Annotated in this window: 15 protein-coding genes, 2 tRNA genes and 2 rRNA genes (1 of these 19 running past the window's edge); 9 read left to right on the top strand and 10 right to left on the bottom strand. The window is 33.9% G+C overall.

Annotation, left to right across the window (positions count from 1 at the left end; translation table 11 throughout):
* From D6200_RS07940 to D6200_RS07965, 6 genes are all read right to left on the bottom strand, one after another.
* Nucleotides 1–1,698: ribosomal RNA gene (locus D6200_RS07940) — 23S ribosomal RNA — on the bottom strand (it extends 1,175 nt beyond the left edge of the window).
* Nucleotides 1,699–1,934: 236 nt separating this feature from the next.
* A tRNA-Ala gene (locus tag D6200_RS07945) sits at nt 1,935–2,008 on the bottom strand.
* An 84-nt stretch (nt 2,009–2,092) separates the two neighbouring features.
* Nucleotides 2,093–2,166: transfer RNA gene (locus tag D6200_RS07950), tRNA-Ile, on the bottom strand.
* A gap of 131 nt (nt 2,167–2,297) precedes the next feature.
* Nucleotides 2,298–3,819: ribosomal RNA gene (locus D6200_RS07955) — 16S ribosomal RNA — on the bottom strand.
* The 16S and 23S rRNA genes sit together here with 2 tRNA genes alongside, the layout of an rRNA operon.
* Nucleotides 3,820–4,407: 588 nt before the next feature.
* Complete coding sequence (locus D6200_RS15570; protein ID WP_083574838.1) at nt 4,408–4,629, bottom strand: ATP-binding protein; 222 nt, start codon at nt 4,627–4,629, stop codon at nt 4,408–4,410.
* A complete protein-coding gene (locus D6200_RS07965; RefSeq protein WP_073184422.1) occupies nt 4,614–5,690 on the bottom strand; it encodes a sensor histidine kinase in 1,077 nt (358 codons plus the stop codon). Before D6200_RS07965 ends, D6200_RS15570 begins: the two co-directional genes overlap by 16 nt.
* 196 nt (nt 5,691–5,886) lie before the next feature.
* On the opposite strand from D6200_RS07965, the gene thrS reads away from it, so the two are divergent.
* The 6 genes from thrS to D6200_RS07995 all read left to right on the top strand — a co-directional run bounded on the left by thrS (nt 5,887) and on the right by D6200_RS07995 (nt 10,976).
* Nucleotides 5,887–7,833, top strand: a complete 1,947-nt coding sequence (thrS, locus tag D6200_RS07970) for a threonine--tRNA ligase (RefSeq protein WP_047790513.1) — start codon at nt 5,887–5,889, stop codon at nt 7,831–7,833.
* 74 nt (nt 7,834–7,907) lie between these two features.
* Complete coding sequence (gene infC, locus D6200_RS07975; protein WP_073184421.1) at nt 7,908–8,426, top strand: translation initiation factor IF-3; 519 nt, start codon at nt 7,908–7,910, stop codon at nt 8,424–8,426.
* A gap of 40 nt (nt 8,427–8,466) precedes the next feature.
* Nucleotides 8,467–8,664 carry a 50S ribosomal protein L35 gene (gene rpmI, locus D6200_RS07980; RefSeq protein WP_047790515.1) on the top strand — a complete coding sequence of 66 codons (198 nt, stop codon included), beginning with the start codon at nt 8,467–8,469 and terminating at the stop codon, nt 8,662–8,664.
* A 93-nt stretch (nt 8,665–8,757) separates the two neighbouring features.
* A complete protein-coding gene (gene rplT, locus D6200_RS07985; RefSeq protein WP_028891166.1) occupies nt 8,758–9,102 on the top strand; it encodes a 50S ribosomal protein L20 in 345 nt (114 codons plus the stop codon).
* A 95-nt stretch (nt 9,103–9,197) separates the two neighbouring features.
* Nucleotides 9,198–9,782: a hypothetical protein gene (locus D6200_RS07990; RefSeq protein ID WP_047790516.1), complete on the top strand. Its 585-nt coding sequence runs from the start codon at nt 9,198–9,200 to the stop codon at nt 9,780–9,782.
* A gap of 153 nt (nt 9,783–9,935) precedes the next feature.
* Nucleotides 9,936–10,976: an XAC2610-related protein gene (locus D6200_RS07995; RefSeq protein ID WP_073184420.1), complete on the top strand. Its 1,041-nt coding sequence runs from the start codon at nt 9,936–9,938 to the stop codon at nt 10,974–10,976.
* A 129-nt stretch (nt 10,977–11,105) separates the two neighbouring features.
* On the opposite strand, the gene D6200_RS08000 is transcribed toward D6200_RS07995, so the two are convergent.
* Nucleotides 11,106–12,782 carry a formate--tetrahydrofolate ligase gene (locus D6200_RS08000; RefSeq protein WP_073184419.1) on the bottom strand — a complete coding sequence of 559 codons (1,677 nt, stop codon included), beginning with the start codon at nt 12,780–12,782 and terminating at the stop codon, nt 11,106–11,108.
* Between the two features lie 208 nt (nt 12,783–12,990).
* Here D6200_RS08000 and secDF point away from each other — a divergent pair, with 208 nt between their 5' ends.
* From secDF to obgE, 3 genes are all read left to right on the top strand, one after another.
* The gene (gene secDF, locus D6200_RS08005; RefSeq protein ID WP_073184418.1) at nt 12,991–15,969 is read left to right on the top strand and encodes a protein translocase subunit SecDF; all 2,979 of its coding nucleotides are present in this window, start codon (nt 12,991–12,993) and stop codon (nt 15,967–15,969) included.
* Between the two features lie 87 nt (nt 15,970–16,056).
* Nucleotides 16,057–17,175, top strand: coding sequence for an adenylate kinase (locus D6200_RS08010; protein ID WP_073184417.1), 1,119 nt, complete (start codon nt 16,057–16,059; stop codon nt 17,173–17,175).
* Nucleotides 17,176–17,249: 74 nt separating this feature from the next.
* Nucleotides 17,250–18,239, top strand: a complete 990-nt coding sequence (obgE, locus tag D6200_RS08015) for a GTPase ObgE (protein WP_073184416.1) — start codon at nt 17,250–17,252, stop codon at nt 18,237–18,239.
* A 52-nt stretch (nt 18,240–18,291) separates the two neighbouring features.
* On the opposite strand, the gene D6200_RS08020 is transcribed toward obgE, so the two are convergent.
* The 3 genes from D6200_RS08020 to D6200_RS08030 all read right to left on the bottom strand — a co-directional run bounded on the left by D6200_RS08020 (nt 18,292) and on the right by D6200_RS08030 (nt 21,396).
* On the bottom strand, nt 18,292–18,921 hold the full coding sequence (locus D6200_RS08020) for a M48 family metalloprotease (RefSeq protein WP_073184414.1): 630 nt from the start codon (nt 18,919–18,921) through the stop codon (nt 18,292–18,294).
* Between the two features lie 67 nt (nt 18,922–18,988).
* On the bottom strand, nt 18,989–20,002 hold the full coding sequence (locus D6200_RS08025) for a hypothetical protein (RefSeq protein WP_073184412.1): 1,014 nt from the start codon (nt 20,000–20,002) through the stop codon (nt 18,989–18,991).
* A 77-nt stretch (nt 20,003–20,079) separates the two neighbouring features.
* Nucleotides 20,080–21,396 (bottom strand): RagB/SusD family nutrient uptake outer membrane protein, encoded by a 1,317-nt coding sequence (locus D6200_RS08030; protein WP_073184410.1) that lies wholly within the window; start codon nt 21,394–21,396, stop codon nt 20,080–20,082.
* Between the last annotated feature and the right edge of the window lie 4 nt (nt 21,397–21,400).

Raw genomic sequence — 21,400 nt, forward strand, 5'->3', positions numbered from 1 at the left:
TAGTTCCTTAGCCATGAATCTCTCGAGCACCTTAGAATTCTCATCCCAACTACCTGTGTCGGTTTACGGTACGGGTTCTTATAACCTGAAGCTTAGAGGTTTTTCTTGGAAGTTTTTAGGCACACTATCCACGCATCCGAAGACTTGTGGTACTATCACACTTCAGCTAAACCAGCGGATTTGCCTACCAGTCTAATACCTAAATGTTTCAACGAACTATTCCGTCAGTTCGCGGTGCTTTCAGTACTCCGTCACCCCATCGCAATTATAAGAAGTACAGGAATATTAACCTGTTGTCCATCGACTACTCCCTTCGGATTCGCCTTAGGTCCCGACTAACCCTCAGCTGATTAGCATCGCTGAGGAAACCTTAGTCTTTCGGTGAGGGGGTTTCTCGCCCCCTTTATCGTTACTTATGCCTACATTTTCTTTTCTATACGTTCCAGCATGCCTCACAGCACACCTTCAGCACATATAGAATGCTCCCCTACCACTTTTAAAAGTCCATAGCTTCGGTAATATGTTTATGCCCGATTATTATCCATGCTCGACCGCTCGACTAGTGAGCTGTTACGCACTCTTTAAATGAATGGCTGCTTCCAAGCCAACATCCTAGCTGTCTGGGCAGTCAAACCTCGTTTTTTCAACTTAACATATATTTGGGGACCTTAGCTGATGGTCTGGGTTCTTTCCCTCTCGGACATGGACCTTAGCACCCATGCCCTCACTGCTGAAAAACATTTTATAGCATTCGGAGTTTGTCAGGAATTGGTAGGCGGTGAAGCCCCCGCATCCAATCAGTAGCTCTACCTCTATAAAACTTTTATTCAACGCTGCACCTAAATGCATTTCGGGGAGTACGAGCTATTTCCGAGTTTGATTGGCCTTTCACCCCTACCCACAGGTCATCCAAAGACTTTTCAACGTCAACTGGTTCGGTCCTCCACTGTGTGTTACCACAGCTTCAACCTGCCCATGGGTAGATCACTCGGTTTCGCGTCTACTACTACTAACTATAATCGCCCTATTCAGACTCGCTTTCGCTTCGGCTCCAGACCTTAAATCTTTAACCTTGCTAGCAACAGTAACTCGTAGGCTCATTATGCAAAAGGCACGCCGTCACACAGTAAATGTGCTTCGACCGCTTGTAGGCGTACGGTTTCAGGTTCTCTTTCACTCCCTTACTTAGGGTTCTTTTCACCTTTCCCTCACGGTACTAGTTCACTATCGGTCTTTCAGGAGTATTTAGCCTTACCGGATGGTCCCGGTGGATTCATACAGGATTACACGTGTCCCGCACTACTCAGGGTACTGCTATATCCTCTTCGATTACCTGTACGAGACTATCACTCTCTGCGGTTCGTCTTTCCAAACGATTCCAGTTCTCTTAGATTCTAATGTCGCAGCCCTACAACCCCAATATTGCCGTAACAACATTGGTTTGGGCTAATCCGCGTTCGCTCGCCACTACTAACGGAATCACTTTTGTTTTCTCTTCCTATGGTTACTTAGATGTTTCAGTTCACCACGTTTGCTCACCCGAAGGTGTGACATGTCTTCAACATGACGGGTTGCCCCATTCGGAAATCTACGGATCATAAAATATGTGCTTCTCCCCGTAGCTTATCGCAGCTTATCGCGTCCTTCTTCGCCTCTGAAAGCCTAGGCATCCTCCATACGCCCTTATTTAGCTTATTGTACTTTTTGCTGTAGTATCTCTACTACAACGAGCTCTTTATAATTCTTGTTCTTATAAAAATATGTTGTTAGATATTATCTAACTCTCTATCTTGATTCTTTACGATATCATTTTACCAATATGTCAATGAACGTTGTGGCGAGTCGCCACTGACAAGTAATTAAACTTGTTAGTTACAATCTGCCTGCAATACTCTCAGAAATAATAATTATTATTATCTCTGGGCATTGCCCAGTGGAGAATATCGGAGTCGAACCGATGACCTCTTGCGTGCAAGGCAAGCGCTCTAGCCAGCTGAGCTAATCCCCCAATTGCAAATTCAAAATTATGAATTCAGAATTATGAATTGTGAATCCCAACTTCTAGAATTTCCTGTACTTAGTCTTAAAATTGTAGTCTCGGGCAGACTCGAACTGCCGACCTCTACATTATCAGTGTAGCGCTCTAACCAGCTGAGCTACGAGACTGTCTTAGACAGCTTAGATATTAATATCAAACATCTAAAAATTATCTCCTTTTTAAGATCTTAGTCTATTTTTTTAAAATTAACAGCAAAGAGTAAAACTAACCTCTATTGTAACTCACCATCTTTCTCTAGAAAGGAGGTGTTCCAGCCGCACCTTCCGGTACGGCTACCTTGTTACGACTTAGCCCTAGTTACCAGTTTTACCCTAGGCAGCTCCTTGCGGTAACCGACTTCAGGCACCCCCAGCTTCCATGGCTTGACGGGCGGTGTGTACAAGGCCCGGGAACGTATTCACCGGATCATGGCTGATATCCGATTACTAGCGATTCCAGCTTCACGGAGTCGAGTTGCAGACTCCGATCCGAACTGTGATATGGTTTATAGATTCGCTCCAACTCGCGTTGTGGCTGCTCATTGTCCATACCATTGTAGCACGTGTGTAGCCCAGGACGTAAGGGCCGTGATGATTTGACGTCATCCCCACCTTCCTCACGGTTTGCACCGGCAGTCTCGCTAGAGTCCTCAGCTTTACCTGCTAGCAACTAACGATAAGGGTTGCGCTCGTTATAGGACTTAACCTGACACCTCACGGCACGAGCTGACGACAACCATGCAGCACCTTGTAAAGTGTCCGAAGAAAAAGGTATCTCTACCCCTGTCACTCTACATTTAAGCCCTGGTAAGGTTCCTCGCGTATCATCGAATTAAACCACATGCTCCACCGCTTGTGCGGGCCCCCGTCAATTCCTTTGAGTTTCAATCTTGCGATCGTACTCCCCAGGTGGGACACTTATCACTTTCGCTTAGTCACTGAGACAAATCCCAACAACTAGTGTCCATCGTTTACGGCGTGGACTACCAGGGTATCTAATCCTGTTCGCTCCCCACGCTTTCGTCCATGAGCGTCAGTATATACGTAGTAGACTGCCTTCGCAATCGGTATTCTAAGTAATATCTATGCATTTCACCGCTACACTACTTATTCTATCTACTTCCGTATAACTCAAGTCAACCAGTATCAAAGGCAGTTCCATAGTTAAGCTATGGGATTTCACCTCTGACTTAATTGACCGCCTGCGGACCCTTTAAACCCAATGATTCCGGATAACGCTTGCACCCTCCGTATTACCGCGGCTGCTGGCACGGAGTTAGCCGGTGCTTATTCTTACAGTACCGTCAAGGAACTACACGTAGTTCTGTTTCTTCCTGTATAAAAGCAGTTTACAACCCATAGGGCAGTCTTCCTGCACGCGGCATGGCTGGTTCAGAGTTGCCTCCATTGACCAATATTCCTCACTGCTGCCTCCCGTAGGAGTCTGGTCCGTGTCTCAGTACCAGTGTGGGGGATAATCCTCTCAGACCCCCTACCTATCGTTGCCATGGTAAGCCGTTACCTTACCATCTAGCTAATAGGACGCATAGTCATCTTGTACCAATAAATCTTTAATTTAAAAATGATGCCACCTCTAAACATTATGGAGTATTAATCTTCATTTCTAAAGGCTATCCTCCTGTACAAGGCAGATTCTATACGCGTTACGCACCCGTTCGCCGGTCGCCGACATCTAGCAAGCTAGATTCGCTGCCCCTCGACTTGCATGTGTTAAGCCTGCCGCTAGCGTTCATCCTGAGCCAGGATCAAACTCTTCATTGTATAATCTTTAATATTATTAATGTTAAGTTCCAAAAGAATTTTATAATAGCTTAATCTCTTAAACTACTACCGGTAATTCTACTCTTTAATTACGCTGTCAATTTCAATATTTTCAATGAACTTGTGGCGAGTCACCAATGACAAGTTTTTACTTATCTTACGACTCATCCTCTTGTAGAAACACTAGACTCGAACTAGTAACTTATCGTCTTCCAAAATTTCTGTGATCGTGCCGCTTTGTGAAAGCGGATGCAAAACTACAAACTCTTTTTAATCTGACAAAACTTTTTTTAAAGTTTTTTTCGTTTGATTTGCTACACTATTTTAATGAACTGCTTCCCTAAAATTCGGACTGCAAAGATACTCACTTTATTTCCTAATAAACAAGAATTTGTTAAACTATTTTTTAACCTTTTCTTTAAATATCTTAAACCTATCTCTATGAACTTTTGCTAACTTTAAAACTTAGCGCTTCTCCGTTGGCGGGTGCAAATATAGATACCTTTCCCCACTTAACAAGCAATTTTTAAACCTTTTTTTTAAATATTTTTTAATACGTTATTATATAATTAGTTACACTCACGTCCTTTATTTTTTCATGACCGAAAAGTAAAATATAGTTCCTTGCCCCTCTTCGTTATTCAACCATATACGTCCTCCTCTTCTCTTCAATATCTTCTTAACCAAAGCCAACCCCAGCCCTATAGATTGAAAAGAAGATGTTTCTTCTAGCTTTTGAAAAAGATTAAAAATTTTTTTATGATTTTTTTCTTCTATCCCCGGACCATTGTCTTTTACATAAAAACATATTCTTTATCTTCTTCTTTGCTTCCTATTTCTATACATATATATTCTTTATCGTTGTGCTTAATCGCGTTCTCTATTAAGTTTTCAAACACTTGGATTATCTCAGTTTCATTATACTCTATTATTGGTAGTTTATTCTTTATTTCTATAATACAATTAGGAACGGAATTCAATTCTATTATTTGCTCTACAATATTATTTACTTTTATTTCTTTCTTTACCTCCATTTCATTCCCTTTTAAGGAATAATCAAGGATACCATTAATTAATAAATCTATCTGCTCTACTTGATCTTTCATCATTCGAAGCATATTGATGTGTTCATTTTTTCCTGAATCATTTACATTACTCTCCAACATCCATTCTGACAAAGCATGTAAATTCCCTAAAGGGGTTTTTAAGTCATGTGATACTACATAGGCAAACTCTTCTAAATCTTCGTTCTTTTCTGACAATTCTTTTGCTCTAATTTCTAAGTCTTTTGTTCTTTCTTTTACTCTATTTTCTAATGACAAATTTATTTCTTGTAATTGTTTTCGATATCTTACATGACCATTTAAAATAATTGTTGAAAAAATAAAAATAGTAGAAGTGGATATTAATATAGCAGATTCTAATACAATATTTATATTTGATGTGAAACCCCAATAAGTTAAATGCAATAACTGGAAAACACTAAAAATCATTATAAAACCTCTATTGTTTAAAATTAGTATAGCTCCAAACATCACAATAAAAGTTCCTAACAAATAATCTATTGAAAAATCATTTACCTTTGTTGTATATATAAGGTAATGTTGAAATAAAAATAGCACTAAAAAAACTACATAGCCATAGTATTTTTCAGCCCACTCCTTTTTCACAAGAGGTATTATTCCTGCTATAAAAAAAACAACAGCGAAGGTTTCTCTTAAACCAGGGAGTTCTATTGCTTTTTTATTAAAATAAAAAATTAAAACAGAATAAACATACAACCCAGGAGCCATTAAGAGTAAGACTGCACTACTATTTTTTATTTCAAATGGTTCAAGCTTACCTTTATTTTTAAAAAAATCAAAAAACATATCTAAAAAACAAACGCTAAAAAAACTAAAAGTAATTATTTCATTTTAAAAAACATTAGCTCTCTAAAATTATTGTGCTTATAAAATTAATCTTATAATCTTTAATTATTATATATTGCTTACAAAATGCTTTTACAATATCTTTGCGATTCAAAATTTCCACTTGTAAGGAAATTATACATAACACATATATATAATGATTAAAATTACATTACCTGACGGGAGCGTCAAAGAATTTGAAAAGAACAGCACTCCAATGGATGTTGCTAAAAGTATTAGTGAAGGTTTAGCTAGAAATGTTATTTCTGCAAGTTTTGAAGGAGACACCATTGAAACCACCACCCCACTTACCACAGACGGCTCGTTAGTTTTATATACCTTTAATGACGCAGCAGGAAAGAAAGCTTTTTGGCATTCCTCTGCTCACGTATTAGCACAAGCTATTCAAGATTTTTATCCAAATGCAAAATTAACTATTGGACCTGCTATTGAGAATGGTTTTTATTATGATGTTGATTTTGGAGAAGATACTATTTCTGAAAAAGACTTTGATAAAATAGAAAAGAAATTTTTAGAGCGTGCTCGGGAAAAAGCTGAGTTTAAAATGCGCTCTATTTCTAAAGCTGATGCTTTAGCCTACTATAAAGCACAAAACAACCAATATAAGGTAGAACTTATTGAAGGTTTAGAAGATGGTGATATTACTTTTTGTGATCACAGTGATTTTACTGACTTATGCCGTGGAGGACATATTCCGAACACAGGAATTATTAAAGCAGTAAAAATTATGAATGTTGCTGGTGCTTATTGGCGCGGTGACGAAAAGAACAACCAGTTAACTCGTGTCTATGGAATTTCTTTCCCTAAACAAAAAGAGTTAAAACAATATTTAGAACTACTTGAAGAAGCTAAAAAGCGTGACCATAGAAAACTTGGTAAAGAGCTAGAACTTTTTACTTTTTCTCAAAAAGTAGGACAAGGTTTACCGTTATGGTTACCTAAAGGCGCTGCTTTACGTGGTCGTTTAGAAGATTTCTTAAAAGCTGCTCAAAAGAAAGCAGGGTACGAAATGGTTATGACTCCTCACATTGGTCAGAAAGAACTATATGTTACCTCTGGACACTATGCTAAATATGGTGAAGATAGTTTTCAACCTATTACTACTCCAAAAGAAGACGAGGAGTTTTTGCTAAAACCTATGAACTGTCCACATCACTGTGAGGTGTACAATCACAAACCTTATTCATATAAAGATTTACCTAAACGTTTTGCTGAATTTGGTACTGTATATAGATATGAACAGAGTGGTGAGTTACATGGTTTAACTCGTGTTCGTGGTTTTACTCAAGATGATGCACACATATTCTGTACACCTGAACAATTAGATGAAGAGTTTAAAAATGTAATTGATTTAGTACTATACGTGTTCGGGTCTTTAGGTTTTGAAGATTTTACTGCTCAGGTATCTATTAGAGATATGGCTAACCTTGATAAATATATTGGTTCAGTTGAAAACTGGGAAAAAGCTGAGCAAGCAATCATTAATGCGGCAAAAGACAAAGGGTTAGATTATGTTGTTGAAGAAGGTGAAGCTGCTTTTTATGGTCCCAAGTTAGACTTTATGGTAAAAGATGCTTTAGGTAGAAGTTGGCAATTAGGTACTATTCAAGTCGATTACAACCTACCTGAACGTTTTGATTTACATTACAAAGGTGCTGACAATCAATTACACCGCCCAGTAATGATTCACCGTGCACCATTTGGTTCTATGGAGCGTTTTATTGCTGTTTTATTGGAGCACACAGGTGGTAATTTCCCTCTTTGGCTAACCCCAGAGCAAGTTATTGTACTGCCAATCAGCGAGAAATATCAAAAATATACCGAAAAAGTTTTAACTTTGTTAGAAAATTCCGAAATTCGCGCCCTCGTTGATAACCGTAACGAGAAGACAGGAAGAAAGATACGTGATGCCGAAGTTAGCAAAATACCTTTTATGGTTATTGTTGGTGAACAAGAAGAAAAAGATGGCACAGTGTCTGTAAGAAAACATGGTGAAGGTGATTTAGGAACATTTACTATAGAGGAGTTTATTTCTCTAATACAGAAAGAAGTTAGTAAGACATTAGTTCCTTTTGGTAGTTAAAAAAATAGATAGTAATTTAAAATTTATAAGTCATAGCAATTAGAAGAAAAGGCGGTAGAAGACCCGCGAGAGTAATTAAAGAAGATCAACATAGAATTAATGAAAAAATTAGACATGTTGATGAAGTTCGTCTTGTAGGCGATAACGTGGAAGTAGGTGTATATCCATTAGCTAAAGCTAAAGAGATTGCACGAGAGTTAGAATTAGATTTAGTTGAAATTTCACCTAAAGCTGTTCCTCCTGTTTGTAAAGTTATTGATTACAAAAAGTTCTTATATGAGCAAAAGAAACGTGAAAAAGCTTTAAAAGCTAAAGCAACTAAAGTTACCGTTAAGGAAATTCGTTTCGGACCTCAAACTGACGAACATGATTACGAATTCAAAAAGAAGCATGCGATTAAGTTCTTACAAGATGGAGCTAAATTAAAAGCTTTTGTATTCTTCAAAGGGCGTTCGATTGTATTTAAAGAACAAGGACAAATTTTACTATTAAAATTAGCTCAAGAATTAGAAGAATACGGTAAGGTAGAACAAATGCCGAAACTAGAAGGAAAACGTATGATTATGTTTATTGCTCCTAAAAAAGGTAAATAATACATACAATAATATAAGCAAGATAAAACTAAAAACAAAGATGCCTAAAATTAAAACAAAATCTAGTGCTAAAAAACGTTTCAAGTTAACTGGTACTGGAAAAATCAAAAGAAAGCACGCGTTTAAAAGCCACATTTTAACAAAAAAGTCTAAAAAACGTAAGCTTGCATTAACACATGCTACATTAGTACATAAATCTGATGAAGCAAACATTAAGCAACAATTAGTTTTAAAATAATTGTTAGCTCAGGGAATTTAATTATTAACCATGGAGTTGGGCTCTTTAAAGAACTTTTAAGTAAGTCGCCTACTACAAAAACACATTTGAATTATGCCAAGATCAGTAAATTCAGTAGCTTCAAGAAATAGAAGAAAAAAAATCTTGAAGCAAGCAAAAGGTTACTTTGGACGTCGTAAAAACGTTTATACAGTAGCAAAGAATGCGGTTGAAAAAGGAATGCTTTATGCATACCGTGACCGTAAAAACAATAAGAGAAACTTCCGTTCTTTATGGATTCAACGTATCAACGCTGGAGCTCGTCAGTTCGGAATGTCTTACTCACAGTTTATGGGTAAAGTTAAAGCTAATAATATCGAATTAAACCGTAAGGTTTTAGCTGATTTAGCTATGAACAATCCAGAAGCTTTTAAGGCCATTGTAGAAAAAGTAAAATAAGTTTCATAACCTTGCTTATACTAAAAACCCAAACCTTAACGTTTGGGTTTTTTTAAACCATATGTATTCATCAATTGAACTAAAATATCAGTATCATGAAATTTTTAAAAATAGTATTCATCTTTATTTTATCTCAAAGTATTATAGCTCAAACCAGTTCTCCTGACCAACCTAATACGGTTGAAAACCAGTTTAAAGAACTTTATAAGAAATCAAACAACTACCAAATTTATAAGGTCGTAAAAAAAAATGAATACTTAAGACTACAAAATAGTATTTTAGACAGTATAAAGGTTATTAAAACAGATGCTGCTGCTAAACAGGTAAAAATAGATGAACAACAAAAAAGTATTGTTGAATTACAAACTAAGATAGATACACTAAACAAAGATTTAGTTACTTCTATTGATAAGGAAGATGCTATTTCTTTTGTTGGAATTCCTTTAAACAAATCCACCTACAACTCTATAGTATGGGGTATTATTTTTGTTTTACTTGCTGCCTTAGCTTTCTTCATATACAGGTTTAATAACAGTAATGTAGTTACTAAAGAAACAAAAAGTTTATTAACTGAAACTGAAGAGGAATTTGAACAATACAAAAAAAAGACCATTGAAAAAGAACAAAAATTACGTAGACAATTACAAGACGAAATTAACAAACAACGTGGTGTGAATTAACATAAAAATATTTTTATTATAAAATAAAACAATCCTTTGGTAAATTATCCAGTAACCAAAGGATTTCTTTTTTATATTTATTTTCCTTCATTCTTAATATATTTTTTGTTTTATGGAACATCATTTAGAATTAACATCCCAATAGTTTACTTCATGAAAAAGAATTTCACGCTACTGTTTATATTTACTTTTCTAAAGATATTTGGTCAAACTCATTACGAGATCATAGGTTTTTCAGAAAGATATAAAGGACTCTTGGTTATTGAAAAAGGTTATGAAAATGAAATTTTCAAAAAAGGAAGTATTGCTGTTTACGAATCTAAAACAAATACAAAAATTATAGAAATACACTCTGATGAATTAACTTTTGAGTTAGAAACCTCTGGAGTTGTTAAAACAAGTATGTTAAACATTCCATATGGAAAACAAAGTATTTTAATTTATAAAGACTTTAATTTCGATGGTGTTAAAGACTTAGCTATCATGGATGGACAGTTTAGCTGCTATCATGGACCGTCTTTTAAAATTTATCTAGAAATTAACAACAAACTAACATTTAGCCCTGAGTTTACTCGATTAGCACAAGAATATTGTGGTATGTTTCAAACGGATGACAAAACAAAAACCATTCATACCATTACTAAAAGTGGTTGTTGCTGGCATCAATATTCAACTTTTAAAGTAGTAAACAATATACCTACTCCTATTTTAATTGTAGAAGAAAATGCTGCTTTTACTCCTTTTTATTCGACTACTATAACAAAATGGAACGGAAATAAAAAAAATACCAAAACCACTAAAACACTAGATTTAAAATATGATGGGCTTTCTAAAATATTATCATTTAATCTTATTAAAAACAAGAAACGGGCTGTTCTATTTAGCATGAATGGATTAGCTCTTAATTACGCTTTGATTAAACCTGATGGAACTGTAGAATTCTCATTCCCTATTGAATTGATCGGAGGAGATTACAATTTCAGACTCAATAAAACAAAAGACACCTTAGCTTTTAAAAACAAGGGTGTTACTTATCAAGTTTACCAAACAATCAAAGAAAGTAAGATTAACAGCATTGGTATACTTGTTAATATAAAAGGTAAAAAATATAATTTAAAAGGGGATTTAAACTCTATAGAGGGGAGTTTACAAGCTCTAAAAAACATAAAATTAAATAATCTTATTGTCGAATAATCTTTTAATAAATTAAGTCCCGAGTGATAAACAAACTCGGGACTTATTTATTAATAACTATTATTACTTTTTAAAACTTGGCTCTCTTTTAACATGAAAACACATTTAAGTTATAAACGTAAAAAACACCTATGACAAACCAGAAATTAGCCCTTTGTTATCTATTGTCATATTTTCTGATGCTGGAGTTGCGGGTAACCCAGGCATACGCATCATTTTTCCTAAAATTGGAATTATAAATTGTGCTCCTGCTGCTATTTCTATTTCTCTAACATTTACTGTAAACCCCTCTGGTCTTCCAATTAACTTATCATTATCTGAAAATGACTTTTGAGTTTTTGCCATACAAACAGCAAAGTCATTAAAACCTAAACGATCAATTCTTCGCAAGTTTAACTCAGCTTTTTTATCATAGGTTACAGCATCTGCTCCATAAATTTCTTTGGCAATCTTTTCTATTTTTTCTTTTACAGGACTTTTCCAATCGTACAACGGTTTGTATTGGGTAGCTTTGTTTTCAACTACATCAACAACAGCCTCAGCTAATTTTTTAGTTCCTTCACCTCCTTTTGCCCATCCTTCTGAAACAACTGCTTGTACACCTAAACTAGCACAAGCATCAATCACATAATTAACTTCTTCCTCAGTGTCTGAAATAAAAGAATTGATAGCTACTACAGGTTCAATATTAAATTTTCTAATATTCTCTATATGCTTTTCTAGGTTTTTAAATCCGTTTTGTACACGCTCTAATCTTGGGCTATTGTATTCTTCTTTTGATGATCCTCCATGGTGGCGCAATGCTCTAATAGTAGCAACTAGAACCACACATTTAGGATTTAACCCTGCATATTGTGATTTTATATTTAGAAACTTTTCTGCTCCTAAATCAGCTCCAAAACCAGCTTCTGTTACTACATAATTTGATAACGACAACCCCATTTTAGTTGCAATAATTGTATTAGTACCTTGTGCTATATTTGCAAAAGGTCCACCATGAATAATTGCCGGATTTTCTTCTAAGGTTTGTACTAAATTTGGTTTTACTGCATCTTTTAATAAAATAGCCATTGCATCTTGTGCTTTTAAATCACGTGCAAAAACTGGCTTTTTATCAAAAGTGAACCCAATAAAAATACTCCCTAAGCGTTCTTTTAAATCATCAAAAGAAGTTGCCATACAAAGAATAGCCATTACTTCTGATGCTGGTGTAATGTTGAATCCATCTTCGCGTGGTATTCCATTTGCCGTTCCTCCTAAACCAATTGTAATTTGACGTAACGAACGATCGTTCATATCAATCACGCGTTTCCATAAAATCGTACGAGGATCGATATTTAAATTATCAGTGCTGCTCTGTAAATTGTTATCTATTAAAGCTGACAGTAAATTATTTGCTTTCTCTATAGCGTTGAAATCTCCAGTAAAATGTAAGTTTATATCCTCCATTGGTACAACTTGCGAATGTCCACCTCCAGCTGCCCCTCCTTTAATTCCAAAAACAGGTCCTAATGATGGTTCTCTCAATACTACAGTTGCCTGTTTTTCTATTTTATTTAATCCTTCTGTTAAACCTATAGAAACAGTTGTTTTTCCTTCACCTGCTGGCGTAGGTGTTAGTGCTGTTACCAACACTAAGTTATTTTCTTTTACTTTCTCTTCGTTTATTAAACTTAAAGGTAATTTAGCTTTGTATTTCCCATACATTTCTAAATCATCTTCTTTAATTTTTAATTTACTTGCTATATGTTTAATATGTTGTAATTCTTTTGCTTGAGCAATTTCGATATCTGTTAAATGCGCCATGGCGAATTATTTAAAATTTTTAAGTTATTTATTTTGCTAAAAAATAGGTAAATATACGTAATATAATCCCCCTAAAAACTGACATTTGTTAGCAAATATTCCCTATTTATTATCTAATCACATAAATATGATAAAAGAATTGGCTTTTCTTTTAACGAAACGCTATATTTGCACGTTTTTAAAATAAAGTCGATTTAAATTATTTACAATGCAAAACAAAGGATTAATTAAATTATTTGCTATACTTTTTGGTCTAGTGAGTATTTATCAGTTATCGTTTACATTCTTTGCCAATAAGGTAGAAGATAGTGCGAAACAATATGCTAAAGCTAATGTTAGTGATAACAACGGTAGAGCTCTAGCAAGATATGAACGAAAATACTTAGATAGCGTAGCTAACAAAGAGATAGTAAATTTAGGATTTGCAAAGTACTCTTACAATGATATCAGAAACAAGGAGATGAACCTTGGTCTTGATTTAAAAGGGGGTATTAACGCAATTTTACAGGTATCAGTAAAAGATATCTTAATCGGATTGTCTGACGATTCTCAAAACACAACTTTTAAGCAAGCATTAACGAATGCTGATGAAGCTCAAAAAGATAGCCAAGAGAATTACTTAGATTTATTCTACAACGAGTTCGAAAAATTAAGTAATGGTAGTATTAAATTAAGTGACCCTAGCATTTTTGGAACAAAGGCTTTACGTGATAAAATAGACTTCAACAAAACAAACGAGCAGGTTAAATCGACTTTACAAGAAGAAATAAACACTTCTATCAACACTGCTTTTGAAGTATTACGTAGCCGTATTGATAAATTTGGAGTTGTACAACCGAACATTCAACGTATTGGAAACTCTGGTAGAATTCAAGTAGAATTACCAGGTGCTAAAGATATTGATCGTGTAGAAAAACTATTACAAAGTACTGCTGAATTACAGTTTTGGGAAGTACACACGAATGCAGATGTTCAAAACTTTTTCTTTACAGCAAACGCTAAAGTTGCTGAAATGTTAAAAGATGATTCTGCAACTGAACAAGTGAAAGATACTGCTAAGGCAGACAATGATATTGATGATTTATTGGGTGAATCTGCTGATTCTACAAAAGTTGAAACTCAAAAGAACTTATTTACTTACTTATACCCTAATGTAGCTAAGAGTCCACAACAAGTAAGCTCGTTAGTTGCACAAGCTAGAGTTCAAGATACTGCGAAAGTAAATAGTTTCTTACAGAACAAGGAGGTAAGAGCTTTATTACCTAACAACTTAAAATATACAAAGTTTTTATGGGATTACAAAACTCAAGCTGGAGCTGATGGAACAGAGATTATTGGTTTGTATGCAATAAAATCTAACCGAAAAGATAAAGCTCCTATTGGTGGTGATGTAATTGCAGATGCTAAACAAGAATACGATCAATTGAGTAAACCTGTAGTATCCATGTTAATGAATGGTTCCGGTACTAAGCAATGGGCAAAAATGACTAGCGAAAATATTGGTAAGTTCGTTGCTGTGGTATTAGACAACTACGTATATACTGCTCCTGTTGTAAATGCAGCTATTACTGGTGGTAGTACTCAAATTTCAGGAGGAACCATGACAGTAACTGAGGCACAAGATATTGCAACAGTTTTAAAAGCTGGTAAACTACCTGCTCCTGCTCGTATTATTCAAGCTGAAGTAGTTGGACCATCATTAGGTAAAGAGTCTATTGATGCAAGTATGTGGTCATTCGGGTTAGCTATTATTTTAGTGTTGGTTTGGATGTTCTTATACTACGGTAGAGCTGGTATTTATGCTAACATTGCTTTAGTAGTTAACATCTTATTTATTTTTGGAATTTTAGCTTCATTTAATTCAGTATTAACCTTACCTGGTATTGCTGGTATTATCTTAACCATAGGTATGTCAGTAGATGCAAACGTAATTATTTTTGAAAGAATTAAAGAAGCCTTAAACGGTGGAAAAAACTTAGGTGAATCAGTAGATGAAGGATTTAGTATTAAAGGAGCATTATCTGCAATTATTGATGCTAACATTACTACTTTATTAACTGGTATTATTTTATACACTTTCGGTACAGGACCAATTAAAGGTTTTGCTTTAACACTGATGATAGGTATTGCTACTTCTTTATTTACAGCTGTATTCATTACTCGTTTATTTATTGACGGTGCTGTTGAAAAAGGAACTAAGTTACCTTTTAATACTGGTTTCTCTAAAAACTGGTTTAAAAATATTAATATTGAATTCTTACAAAAGCGTAAGATAGCTTATATAATTTCAGGATTCTTTATCGTAGTAGGCTTAGCTTCTATTTTTACTGTAGGTTTAAAGCAAGGGGTAGACTTTAAAGGAGGACGTTCTTATGTGGTACGTTTTGACGAAGCCATGAAAGGTAATGAGGTATCAGAGCAGCTGAAAGAAGTATTTGGTACAGCTCCAGAAGTAAAAACTTTTGGTTCTGATCACCAATTAAAAATTACTACTGCCTTCAAAATTGATGAAGAAGGTACTAATGTAGATGAACAAGTTCAAAACGCTTTATATCAAGGATTAAAACCATACTTAGGAGACACTTCTTACGAAAACTTTAAACCTGGTTTTGAAAAAGCAGGAAACGGAATTATGAGCTACATTAAGGTAGAACCTACTATTGCAGATGATATTAAGCAATCAGCTTTATGGGCAGTTTTAGGATCGTTAATCGTAGTTTTCTTATACATCTTATTACGTTTTAGAAAAATGGCATACTCTATTGGTGCGGTAGTAGCTGTTTTTCATGATGTGTTAGTAGTATTAGGTGTATTCTCTTTACTATACAAATTCATGCCATTTGATATGGAAATTGGTCAATCATTCATCGCAGCAATTTTAACAGTAGTAGGATACTCATTAAATGATACTGTGGTAATTTTTGATAGAATTAGAGAGTTTACAGAAGGCAAAAACTCTGTTACTGCTAGTTTAGTAAACAAAGCATTAAACAGTACATTAGGAAGGACTATCAACACCTCTTTAACAACATTACTTGTAATGTTAGCTATCTTCTTCTTTGGAGGGGACAGTATTAAAGGATTTATGTTCGCATTAATCGTAGGTGTGGTAGTAGGTACTTATTCTTCTTTATTTGTTGCAACGCCAATTATGTTTGACGTTTCTAAAAAAGAAGAAAACAAGTAACTTAAATAAAAACATACATAAAACCGTTTTGAATAAACTTCAAAACGGTTTTTTCATTTAATATCAAGCAACTATCTTTGCAATCTGATGAAAATTACAAAACTCCACGATTTATATTTTAAAGAATTCATTTCAGCTGATGAAATTTCTAATATTGTTAGTTCTTTAGCTGAGCAAGTAAGAAAAGATTTACCTTCTGATGAAGTTCCTATTTTCATAGGAATTTTAAACGGGTGCTTTGTTTTTACTGCCGATTTTTTACGTGAATATAAAGGAAACTGTGAAATTAGTTTTGTTAAATTGTCTTCTTACCAAGGCACTTCTTCAACAGAAAATGTAAAGAGCTTAATTGGTCTTAATGAAGATTTATCTGGTCGTACCGTTATTATTTTAGAAGATATTATTGATACTGGCACAACCCTTCAAGAGATTTATGAAATCTTTAAAACAAAAAAATTAAAAGAACTAAAAATAGTAACACTTTTTTACAAGCCTGATGTCTATCGTAAAGAGCTACATATAAATTATATTGGAAAAAGTATTGAAGATAAATTTATTGTAGGTTACGGATTAGATTACAAAGGTTATGGTAGAAACTTGCCTGCTATTTATCAATTAACAACACCACCAAAAATGAAAAACATCGTATTATTCGGTCCTCCAGGTGCAGGAAAAGGTACTCAAGCAGAAGTTTTAAAAGAAAAATACAATTTAGTACACATTTCAACAGGAGATGTATTCCGATTTAATATTAAAAATAAAACTGAATTAGGATTATTAGCAAAAACATATATTGATGCTGGAGATTTAGTTCCTGATGAAGTTACCATTAATATGTTGAAAGAAGAGGTTAACAAAAATGCAGATTCTGCAGGATTTATTTTTGATGGATTTCCTCGTACAGAATCTCAAGCAAAAGCTTTAGATACTTTTTTATCTGAAAAAGGCGAACGTATTAACGGAATGGTTGCTTTAGAAGTACCAGAAGACTTATTAGTTGAACGTATCTTAGAAAGAGGAAAAACTAGTGGTCGTTCTGATGATATGGATGAAAATAAAATCCGTAATCGTTTTAATGAATACAACACTAAAACAGCTGTTTTAAAAGACTATTACCAAACACAAAACAACTACTACGGAGTAAACGGAGTTGGCTCTATTGAAGAAATTACACAACGTTTATCAGACGTATTTGATACACTATAACAAACACTTGTTTAATTGTTAAAATAATAACGATTAAATCGCTTTTTAACAATTCAACAAATAAACAACGAACAATGACTGAAGGAAATTTTGTCGACTATATTAAAATCTACGCATCATCAGGTAAAGGTGGTCGTGGATCTGCACACTTACATCGCGAAAAATACATTGCGAAAGGTGGACCTGATGGTGGTGACGGTGGTCGAGGTGGTCACATTATATTACGTGGCGATAAAAATATGTGGACACTTTTCCATTTAAAATTTAAACGTCATTTTAGAGCTGAACACGGTGGTGATGGTAGTAGCAGTAGAAGTACTGGACATGATGGTGCTGATGTTATCATTCCTGTTCCATTAGGAACTATTATCCGTGATGCTGATACTGACGAAATTTTACATGAAGTTATTGAAGACGAACAAGAAATCATCTTATTAGAAGGTGGTAAAGGTGGTCGTGGTAACTGGCATTTTAAGTCATCAACCAATCAAACTCCTCGTTATGCACAGCCAGGTATTGACGGACAAGAAGGTTGGTATCGTATTGAATTAAAAATTTTAGCTGATGTTGGTTTAGTTGGTTTCCCTAATGCAGGAAAATCAACTTTATTATCTGTTATTACTGCCGCCAAACCTAAAATTGCTGATTATGCATTTACAACCCTAAAACCTAATTTAGGTATTGTGGAATATCGTAATCATCAAAGTTTTGTAATGGCAGATATTCCTGGGATTATTGAAGGAGCTGCTGAGGGAAAAGGTTTAGGGCATCACTTTTTACGTCATATAGAACGTAACTCTACCCTACTCTTTTTAATTCCTGCTGATAGCGAGGATATAAAAAAGGAGTATGAAATTTTATTGAATGAGCTTCGCAAACACAATCCTGAATTATTGGATAAAGACCGTTTATTAGCTATATCAAAATCAGATATGCTAGACGACGAATTGAAAGAAGAAATTAAACAAGAATTACCAGAAGGCATTGAAGCGTTATTTATTTCATCTGTAGCTCAACAAGGCTTAATGGAGCTCAAGGATAAATTGTGGCAAATGTTGAATTAAGGAATTGAGTTAATAAGAAAGTAACAAAAGCGCCCTATGGGGCGCTTTTGTTTTAATCCACATTCCATACCTTTTCAAAAATTTCTTTAAAAGCTACTTTAGGATCTTCTTTAGAGCTTTTTTCAATATACAAATTCATTAGCTCTACTCTATCTACAGCACTTGGATGTGTAAATATTTCTGGCCCTAATAAAGATTGAACTACTTCTAAATTCTGTTTTAATTCTTCTCCTAAAGTTTTCTCTTGGGTTAGCATTAAATGTATCGCAATTAAGTCTGCTAAATACTCTGCTTTTTTATAATCATTTGTTTCAATCCCAGAAGGTATTTGTGAACCCAATTTAAACTTTTTTGCTTGATTAAGTGTTACGATGTGACCTATCTCGTGAGATAGTACATAAACTTTTATATAATCTTTATCATAATCTACTAATCCTTGACTTACTTCAATATAATTATCTGCTGCTCCAGCATTAATAGAGTTGTCGTTCTTATCTATCCTAAATTCATTAGGTATTTTTATATCAATATATGAACTAAACAAAGGTTTTATTTTTTCTTGATATAATTTATTTAGCTGTTCTTCTTTAGTTAATTCTAGAACTATGTCTTCATTTTTTATAGCACTTGTTTTACAAGTTACTAATAAAATAGCTATTAATAATATGGTTACTTTATTCATTATAAATTTGCATAAAAAAACACCCTTAAAATAAATTCTAAGAGTGCTTAACTAGGGGAATAATCAATTAATCAAAATAAGTGTACGTAATGTCAGTGTTAATGAATCCAAATACTACATATGACGCTGTTACAGGATAGTTATCTGTGTTATATGTGTACGTTACAGGTGTATCACTTGAAAAACTACCTTGTGTTGGGTTGTTTACGTTTACTGCATCTAACCCTATTCCTATATTTATCTTTGAAAAAGCTGATGGGTAAACACCTTTAAAAGGATTATTTTTATCATCATAAGTGTTTTCCAATGTTTCAGTTCCAATAGTTTGAGACTTTACATTTCCTTCTTTGTTGTATACATAACTTGTATTAGTTATTTTATCATTTTCTTTGTTTACCCTTACCTTCTTTTCTAATCTATTATCAGAATCATAAGTGTAGGTATAAGTATAAACCTCTTTACCATCTTTTTTTTCAATAGCGCTTGCAATTAAACCTGCATCATTGTAAGTGTAAATTGTACTTTTCGTATCAGTTTTAACTTCTATTACTTGGTTTTTATCATCATATACCAATGTGTACGTTGTAGTTGCTCCACCTTCTTCAATTTCATATGACTTAATAAAGTTAGATACATCATCATATGTATAAGTAGTTAAACTCTCGCTATAATCGTCTTTAAAAAGGAAAGTCTTTATTTTAGAACCACTACCTACTTCTCCACGAATATTAATAGTAACATTGTATACTTTCTCATCACCATTTTCTGCAGTAACAGTAAAAGGCATTGCTTCACCGTCAACAAAATTTACCGCTTCTCCTGAGGCTGGTGAAATAGTAGCTTTATCTGATATGGTAATATTAGGAACTAAACCTGTAATATCTGTTTTAAAAGGAACACTTATTGTAATGTTATTTCCTAAATCGTATATAACATCATCTTCACTTAAGCCTTCAAAGTTTATTTTAAAACTTGTAATACTGTTTAAAGATGATTGTACTACTTTATCGTTATCATCACTAGAGCAGCTTACTATTACAAGTGCAATAATTAAAGACAAAAAAGGGAAAACTTTTTTCATAATGTAAATATTTAAATAATTAGTAATTAAGTATCAATTTATTTTTATCCGTTTGATACTTGCCGGATATTTTTATCTTAAAAATTTGGGTTATTTATCTTAGCATCGTTTGGAAACTGAACGACATACCTACTGTCATTTTTATTTAGGGTATAATTTTTTCCTTCGTACCACTTTGTTATTTCAGGTTGTGTAGTTCTTTTTAAGTCATTCCAACGTTGCCCCTCAATTGCAAATTCACGTGCACGCTCGTCTAATATTTCTTCATATAACTGTTGCTTTGTTAATGAATTAATATAAGTGGTATAAGTTATAACTTTAGCTGGTGTATACCTGTTCTTTACTAATACTAACAGTTGCTCTTTTGCAAATGTTAATTCGTTTAATTGTGTATATGCTTCTGCTAAGGTTAAGTATAGTTCAGCTACTCTGAAGGTTGATTTATACTTAAGGTCTGCTGTTTTAGCAGCTCTGTAAACTGTTCCGTCTTTCTTAAAGTAAATATTAAATCTTAAATCGTTTATTCTATCATATTTATTTAAAAATTGATCAGAAACCGCAGCATTACTTGCTATGTCAAAAGACGACACTTGATCTAATGCTAAAATAGATTCTACAGAACTAAATTCTGAAGGCATTATTGAACTATCTGAATTTAAGTCTTGTATTGTATTTTTTATAGCTAAGGCTTCTTTACTTACGTCAATAGCTTTTTGCCATTCTTTTTTATACAAATACACTCTAGCTTTTAAGCTTTTTAAGGCAATTTTTGAAAATCTATAGTTAAAACCAGAAGCTTGCTGTTCTATATTTAAACGTGCTTCGGCATTAGAAAGATCACTTAGTATTTGCGTATATACTTCTTCTACTGATTGAATGTCATACTTTTGGTCTAAGTTATATTTAGTAACTATAGGAACTCCATTGTCATTACTTGCTGTTGTTGTATCGTATGCCTTTGCATACAAATTAATTAACTGAAAATATTGTAGTGCTCGTAAAGCGTAAGCTTCCCCAACTAATTGGGTAATTGCTGTTGCATCTCCAGTAATTTCTGTTTCTTTTTCTATAACATGGTTTGCATGAAAAATTATTTTATAAAAACTAGCATACGAAAAAGGTGTTGTTAATGGTGATGCACTCGCATCATTCCATAAATAAATATCTTCATACTGCTCTGAACCTACAGAGCTTTTGCTTAACTGTAGTTCATCTGCTCTATAAGTAGTTAATATATGGTTGTTTTTTTCTGTTGCATAAGCTGTTGTTAAAAAGCTTCGGTAATCTTCAACCGATTTTGGTATTACTTGTCCTACCGGTTCTATATCTAAGTAATCATCACAAGAAACGATGCTTACTATACTAATTAATAATATGTATATATGTTTTTTCATTACT

Source organism: Tenacibaculum mesophilum (assembly GCF_003867075.1).
GTDB lineage: Bacteria > Bacteroidota > Bacteroidia > Flavobacteriales > Flavobacteriaceae > Polaribacter > Polaribacter mesophilus.

Excerpts from the sequence above, each read along its gene's own strand:
- D6200_RS07965 (WP_073184422.1), bottom strand. The coding sequence starts at position 5,690 with ATGTTTTTTGATTTTTTTAAAAATAAAGGTAAGCTTGAACCATTTGAA.
- thrS (WP_047790513.1), top strand. The coding sequence starts at position 5,887 with ATGATTAAAATTACATTACCTGACGGGAGCGTCAAAGAATTTGAAAAG.
- rpmI (WP_047790515.1), top strand. The coding sequence starts at position 8,467 with ATGCCTAAAATTAAAACAAAATCTAGTGCTAAAAAACGTTTCAAGTTA.
- rplT (WP_028891166.1), top strand. The coding sequence starts at position 8,758 with ATGCCAAGATCAGTAAATTCAGTAGCTTCAAGAAATAGAAGAAAAAAA.
- D6200_RS07990 (WP_047790516.1), top strand. The coding sequence starts at position 9,198 with ATGAAATTTTTAAAAATAGTATTCATCTTTATTTTATCTCAAAGTATT.
- D6200_RS07995 (WP_073184420.1), top strand. The coding sequence starts at position 9,936 with ATGAAAAAGAATTTCACGCTACTGTTTATATTTACTTTTCTAAAGATA.
- D6200_RS08000 (WP_073184419.1), bottom strand. The coding sequence starts at position 12,782 with ATGGCGCATTTAACAGATATCGAAATTGCTCAAGCAAAAGAATTACAA.
- secDF (WP_073184418.1), top strand. The coding sequence starts at position 12,991 with ATGCAAAACAAAGGATTAATTAAATTATTTGCTATACTTTTTGGTCTA.
- D6200_RS08010 (WP_073184417.1), top strand. The coding sequence starts at position 16,057 with ATGAAAATTACAAAACTCCACGATTTATATTTTAAAGAATTCATTTCA.
- obgE (WP_073184416.1), top strand. The coding sequence starts at position 17,250 with ATGACTGAAGGAAATTTTGTCGACTATATTAAAATCTACGCATCATCA.
- D6200_RS08020 (WP_073184414.1), bottom strand. The coding sequence starts at position 18,921 with ATGAATAAAGTAACCATATTATTAATAGCTATTTTATTAGTAACTTGT.
- D6200_RS08025 (WP_073184412.1), bottom strand. The coding sequence starts at position 20,002 with ATGAAAAAAGTTTTCCCTTTTTTGTCTTTAATTATTGCACTTGTAATA.
- D6200_RS08030 (WP_073184410.1), bottom strand. The coding sequence starts at position 21,396 with ATGAAAAAACATATATACATATTATTAATTAGTATAGTAAGCATCGTT.